This window comes from Archangium sp. (assembly GCF_036389735.1).
Taxonomy (GTDB): Bacteria; Myxococcota; Myxococcia; order Myxococcales; family Myxococcaceae; genus Archangium.
In genome coordinates this window covers 1-6,058 of the sequence record NZ_DASVWK010000610.1, presented here as the reverse complement: position 1 = coordinate 6,058, position 6,058 = coordinate 1, and the positions used below count along the sequence as shown (strand labels likewise).

Below are 6,058 nucleotides of genomic sequence, written 5' to 3'. Positions count from 1 at the left end.
CGTCGAGTCCGTGGGAGATCCAGCGCTGAGCCGGCAGGGCGCCCGCTACAAGGCCGCCGAGCTCCTCGGCGTGAGGCCCGATGCGCCTCCCGCCGTCATCGAGGCCGCGCTCCAGGCCCAGCTCGAGGACAGGGATCCTTCCGCCGTGCAGGGGCTGTCGCCCGAGCTCCGCCAGGCGTTCCTCGAGCGTCGGGAAGCCCTCATCCGCGCCGGAGACTTGTTGCTGGGGCGACAGGAGCTGCACACCTCGACGCCCCCGCGCCAGGACTGAGGCCCAGGGGAAGAGTCCGATGTCCACCTTCGGGCGAAAGGCGCGTCCCGGGGCCCGTTGCACCTGGGCTGTGCGCTGTCCATCCTCCCCACCACGATCGAGGGGGAACGACACGGTGGACAACGACACCCTGCGCCTGCGCGTGGAGCGCATCACGCCTGAAGCCGAGGACATCCTCTCCTACGAGCTCGTCTCCACCGACGACGGCCCGCTGCCCACCTTCGAGGCCGGCGCCCATCTGGACGTGCACGTCCCCGGTGGCTTCCTGCGCCAGTACTCGCTCTGCAACGACCCGGAGGAGACGCACCGCTACGTCATCGCCGTGCAGCGCGACTCCCGGGGACGCGGCGGCTCGCGCGCCATGCACGAAGAGGTCCACCCCGGCGCCGTGCTCACCACCAGTCGCCCACGCAACAACTTCCCGCTGCTCTACGCGCGCGGCTACATGCTGGTGGCCGGCGGCATCGGCATCACCCCGCTGCTGTCCATGGCCCGCGCCCTCCAGCGCCAGGGCGCGAAGTGGCACCTGCACTACTGCACCCGCTCGCCCGAGCGCACCGCCTTCCGCGAGCTGCTCGCCTCGCCCGAGTTCGCCGGACACATCACCCTGCACCATGACGGGGGAGACATGGCCCGGTGCATGGACGTGAAGGCCCTGCTCGCCACCCGGACCGCGGGCTTCCGCCTCTACTGCTGTGGCCCCGCCGGCCTCATGCGCGCCGTGCGCGAGGCCGCCATCCACCACCAGTGGCCCCGCGAGAAGGTGCACTTCGAGGCCTTCTCCGCCGACGGCACCGGCGCCATCAGCGATCTGGCCGACACCGAGTTCCAGGTCGTCGTGCGCAGCACCGGCGCCTCCCTCCCGGTTCCGCCGGGACGCACGGTGCTCAACGTGCTGCGCGACAACGGTATGCCCGTGCCCAGCGACTGCGAGGCCGGCACCTGCGGCACCTGCCTCACCGGCGTCCTCGAGGGCGAGCCGGACCACCGCGACACCTTCCTGTCCGAGCCCCAGCGCGTCGCGTGCCGCAACATGCTCGTCTGCGTGTCGCGTGCCCGCTCCCGCAAGCTCGTGCTGGACTTGTAGCTAGGCGGCCTGGCCCGAGCCGCCGCGCGCCTTGAGCACCCAGTCCCGCACCTGCTCACGCAGCTTCTGCGGGTCGAAGGGCTTGTCCACGCGCTCGTTCTCCACCCGGTCCATGAAGGCCCGCGCCGCGGGCGTGAAGGCGCCTCCGGTGAGGAACACCATCCGCTTGGCCACCGCCGGCACCGCCGCCGTCAGCTCCATGTGCAGCTCCATGCCCGTCAGGTCCGGCATCATCAGGTCGCAGAGGATGACGTCCACCTCCTGCCCCTTCGGACCCAGCAGGAGCTCCAGCGCCTGACGGGAGCTCGTCACCACCTCCACGTCGTGCTCACGCGCCAGCGTGCGCCGCACCGCCGAGCTCACCATCACATCGTCATCCACGATCATCACTCGGCCACGCACGCGTGCGCCCTCCTGTTGCTGCTGCATCGAACGTACTCCCTGGCTGCTCATGGGCGCCGCCGCCGCCCTCAGTGTCACACGAACCGACGTCCCCTTGCCCGGCTCGCTCTCCACGGAAATCTCTCCCCCCATGGCCGTGATGAATCGGTGACACAGGGCGAGTCCCAACCCCGTGCCCACCCCCACCGGCTTGGTGGTGAAGAAGGGGTCGAAGATGCGACCGATGACGTCCGGGGGGATACCACACCCACTGTCGCGCACCTCCGCCACCACCCGCTCTCCGTCGCGCCGCGTCACCAGCCGCACCTCGTGACAGGCCGCCTGCCCCTCGGGCAGCGCCTGCGCGGCGTTGATGACGAGGTTGAGGAACACCTGCGCCAGGCGCGACTCGTTGCCCTCCACCCAGGCGAAGTCCCCGTACTCCTTCACCAGCCGGGCCCGCGGGCGCAGCTCGTTGCCGGCCAGCTTCGCCGCCGAGTCCAGCACCGCGTGCAGGTCCACCGGCCCGCTCGCCTCCTCGTCGCCCCGTGAGAACGTCTTCAGGTCCTGGACGATCCGCCGCACCCGCTCCGCGCCGTGCAGGGCCTCGCGCAGCGCCCGCTCCATGTCCTCCAGCCGCTTGCCCGTCGAGGGGCCCGCGCCCACCTCCCGCCCCAGCATCGCCGCCTCCGAGGTGGCGAACTCCAGGTTGGACACGATGTAGGCCAGCGGGTTGTTGATTTCATGGCCCACGCCCGCGGCCAGCGTGCCCACCGCCGCCATCTTCCCCGCCTGTACCAGTTGAGACTGGGCCTGACGCAGGGCGCGCAGGTTCTCGTCCAGCTCGCGGTTGGCCGTGGCGAGCTCGCGCGTGCGCTCGTCCACGCGCGACTCCAGCCAGCGCTCGCGCCGCTTGAGCCGGCCCACCCGCCACATGTACACGCCCACGCCCGCCGTCCCCAGCCCCAGCGTGCACAACGCGTAGAACCAGCCCGTCTGGTGGAGGTGAGGCACCAGCGTCAGCTCCACCCGGGCGCCGGGCTCCGTCCACACCCCGTCCCGGTTGGCCGCCGTCACCTCGAAGCGGTAGGAGCCCGGGGACAGGTTCGTGTACGAGACGACGCGCCGATCCTCCGCGGCCACCCACTCGGTGTCGTGGCCCACCAGCCGGTAGCGCAGGGGCAGCCGCGTGGAGTCCCCCAGCGACAGCGCGGTGAAGCGGAACTCCACGTCCCGCTGCCCCGGCTCCAGCACCAGCCCGCCCGAGAGCCGCACCGGCCGGCCCTGCACCCGCACCTCCTCCAGGCGCGGCTCGGCCAGCGGCCGGCGTCCCACCTCCTTGGCGGGGTTCACCCCCACCACGCCCCGGAGCGTGGGGAACCACAGCCGCCCATCGCGCCCGCGCCACCCCGCGGGGAACATGGCCCCGTTGCACTCGGCGCTGCGCAGGCCGTCGCGTCGGTCGAAGACGACGGGCTTCACCGTGGGACGCACGCCCTCGGCCACCTCCTCCAGCTCGCGCCGCGCCACCCGGGAGATGCCCTTGTTGCAGCTCATCCACAGGTGGCCCTCCGCGTCCGGGAGGATGCGGAAGACGGCGTCGTCATGGAGGCCCTGCGCGGTGGTGAAGCGGGTGAAGCGCCCGCCCCGCATCAGGGTGAGCCCCGTCATCGTCCCCACCCACAGGCCCCCGCCAGGGTCCGCGTACAGGTCCAACACCCGGTTGCCCGTCAGCCCGTCCGACTGGGTATAGCGGCGGGTGAAGCGCCCGGCCGACATCCGGTACAGCCCCGAGAAGGAGCCGAACCACAGCGTCCCCTCGGAGTCCTCCGTCATGGCGACGACGGGGGCCTCCGGGCCGCCCTCCTCCGGGCCGAGGCAGGTGACGGCGCGCTCGTGCAGGTGGCACAGGCCCTTGAGGGTGCCCATCCACACGTCACCGCGCGAGTCGACGAAGAGGGAGAAGACGAGCTCATCCGCCAGTCCCTGCTCGCGGCCCCAGCGGGTGAAGCCCCGGCCGTCGTAGCGGAAGGCGCCCCCGGTGGTGCCCACCCACAGCCCCCCCTCCCGGTCCTCGGCGAGCGCGCGGATGTTCTCCTGGGTGAGTCCCTGCTCGCGGCCGAAGTGGCTCGCCACCCCGTCCTTCACCCGCGTCAGCCCGCCCAGGTAGCTGCCCACCCACAGCGCCCCCTCCCGGTCCTCCAGCACCACCGTGGCCAGCTCGTCCTCGAGGCCCTCGGGCTTGCCGATCGTCACGAAGGGCGCGTCCCTCAACCGGTGGAGGCCGCCGGTGAGCGTGCCCACCCACAGGCCGCCCTCGCGGTCCTCCAGGAGGGACTTCACGCTGGAGCCCGCGAGGCCCTCCTTCGGGCCGAGCGCGGCGAAGGCCCCGCCAGAGGCGCGCACCAGCCGGCCGTCCTCGGTGCCCACCCACAGGTTGCCGTGGCGGTCCTCCGCGAGGGCATTCACCCTCTCGAGCGGCGACCCCTCGCGCGGGGAGAACAGTCGGGCGTGGCCCTCGTGGAGGCGGACCAGGCCCGCGTCCGTCCCCACCCACTTCGTCTCGTCCCGGCCCTCCAGCAGCGCGCGCACCGGCACCGCGCCGAGGCCTCCCGGCAGGCGCACCGGCTCCAGCCGCTCCCCGGACAGGCGCGCCAGTCCCCGCGTCGTGCCCACCCACAGCACGCCCTCGTGGTCCAGCAGCAGCGACTCCACCCGCTCCGAGGGCAGTCCCTCGGCGGTGCCGTAGCGCCGCGAGCGCCCCTCCTTCAGGTGGAAGAGGCCCTGCGCCGTGCCCACCCACAGGCCGCCGTCCGCGCCGGGCAGCAGCTCGTTCACCTCCACCTCGCCCGGCCCGGCCTCCCCGGCCATGCGCTGGAAGCGACCCTCCCGGTAGCGCACGAGCCCGCCCCCCGTGCCCACCCACAGCACCCCGGCCGAGTCCTCGGCGAGCGCGTGGATGGCCGCCTCGCGCAGCTCGGGCGTGTTGCGCTTGTCGAAGACGGTGAAGTGCACGCCGTCGAAGCGGACCAGCCCCTCCCACGTCGCCACCCACAGGAAGCCATCGCGCGTCCGCGTCAGCGCGTGGACGGTGTTCTGCGGCAGCCCGTCCTCGTCCTTCCAGACGTCATGGCTGTACTGCGTGACGCGGCGGGTCGGCTCCAATGCGAGCACGGGCCCGGCAAGGCCCACCCACATCGCAATGGCCGTCCCCAAGAGGACCTGCAGCCCGACACGTCGCATCCCACTCCACCATCTGCCATGCCCGACTGTCTCGGGGCAAACAGGTCGGTCCGGAAGCCCTGGCCTGTGGCGAAAAACCCGCTCTCTCCGGGAAGTAGAACAGAATCCCGAGGAAAAGCAGGCATCCAGGCAGACGAGGGATTGCCCCAGTGGGTCCTGAGGCGCGGTGGTGGTGCCGGGTTGGAGGGGAAGGGTCTACATCACCCCGGCCCGCGAGAAGATGCGGTGCAGCAGCGCCTCTCCCTCGGACCGCGGCGGCGCCGAGGACACGAAGGACGGCAGCCCCCGCGTCCCATTCCGGTTCTCCGGGCCCTCGCCGCGCGTGCAGGGGAAGCCCGGGCTCGTGCTCTTCGACTCGGTGAAGGCTGGTTGTCCGGTCTGGCCGCACATGGTGAACCCCCCTGGGAGTGAACGCCGCACCAGACGCACTCTCCCATCCGGGTCTGACATCCCAGGTCGGACACACCCTTCAAAAGAGCACGACCATCGTGCCCGGCGGCACCCGGCCATACAGCGCCGCGATGTCCGGGGTGTGCATCACGATGCACCCCCAGGAGAGCCGTCCCCCACTTCGTGCCAGCGACCACTCCCCCGCCCACCCGTGCAGGCCGATGCCGCTCCCCAGCTTCGTGGAGCTCGACGTCTGCCGGCGCGCCTCCCACGCCCGGGCGATCCGGTCCCGCACCTCGCGCGTCACGAGGCCCTGTGCCACGCCCCAGTCCGCGTCCCACGCATTCGGATAGTTCAGCCGCATCCAGTGGCCCCCGAAGAAGGCCCCATACGGCCCCGGGAAGTCGCCCCGCCGCTTCTCCACCATGAAGTACATCCCCATCGGCGTGCGGTTGTCCCCGCGCACCCGCTTGCGCCCCTCCTCCTGGCCGAAGCCCACCTCCGCGCGCAGCACCTCCCGGCCCCGCTCGTACATCCGCAGCTCATGCGCTTCGTGCGAGATGAGCAGCAGCACCGGCTCCTCCACCGGCAAGGGCAGGCGCCCGCGGGCCGCCGTGAAGCTCCGGGCCTCGGCGGCGGACAGCGGCGTGTCCCCCTCGGACAGCGTCACGCCCCTCCGCCCCCCC

4 protein-coding genes and 1 pseudogene are annotated in these 6,058 nt (G+C 72.2%); 2 read left to right on the top strand and 3 right to left on the bottom strand.

Annotation, left to right across the window (positions count from 1 at the left end; genetic code table 11):
• Together VF794_RS21435 and VF794_RS21430 are read left to right on the top strand one after the other, a co-directional pair.
• Positions 1–271 (top strand): annotated as a pseudogene (locus VF794_RS21435) (hypothetical protein); the annotation flags it as partial.
• Positions 272–386: 115 nt separating this feature from the next.
• Positions 387–1,358, top strand: coding sequence for a PDR/VanB family oxidoreductase (locus VF794_RS21430; RefSeq protein ID WP_331113279.1), 972 nt, complete (start codon positions 387–389; stop codon positions 1,356–1,358).
• Here VF794_RS21430 and VF794_RS21425 read toward each other — a convergent pair whose 3' ends face one another.
• The 3 genes from VF794_RS21425 to VF794_RS21415 form a co-directional block, all read right to left on the bottom strand.
• Complete coding sequence (locus VF794_RS21425; protein ID WP_331113277.1) at positions 1,359–4,982, bottom strand: two-component regulator propeller domain-containing protein; 3,624 nt, start codon at positions 4,980–4,982, stop codon at positions 1,359–1,361.
• Between the two features lie 195 nt (positions 4,983–5,177).
• Positions 5,178–5,372, bottom strand: a complete 195-nt coding sequence (locus tag VF794_RS21420; RefSeq protein WP_331113275.1) for a hypothetical protein — start codon at positions 5,370–5,372, stop codon at positions 5,178–5,180.
• A gap of 79 nt (positions 5,373–5,451) precedes the next feature.
• A partial coding sequence (locus VF794_RS21415) for a L,D-transpeptidase (RefSeq protein ID WP_331113273.1) occupies positions 5,452–6,058 on the bottom strand: 607 nt, incomplete at its 5' end.

Bases quoted from the DNA above. Each gene is read 5' to 3' on its own strand.
- VF794_RS21425 (WP_331113277.1), bottom strand. From the start codon at position 4,982: ATGCGACGTGTCGGGCTGCAGGTCCTCTTGGGGACGGCCATTGCGATG.
- VF794_RS21420 (WP_331113275.1), bottom strand. From the start codon at position 5,372: ATGTGCGGCCAGACCGGACAACCAGCCTTCACCGAGTCGAAGAGCACG.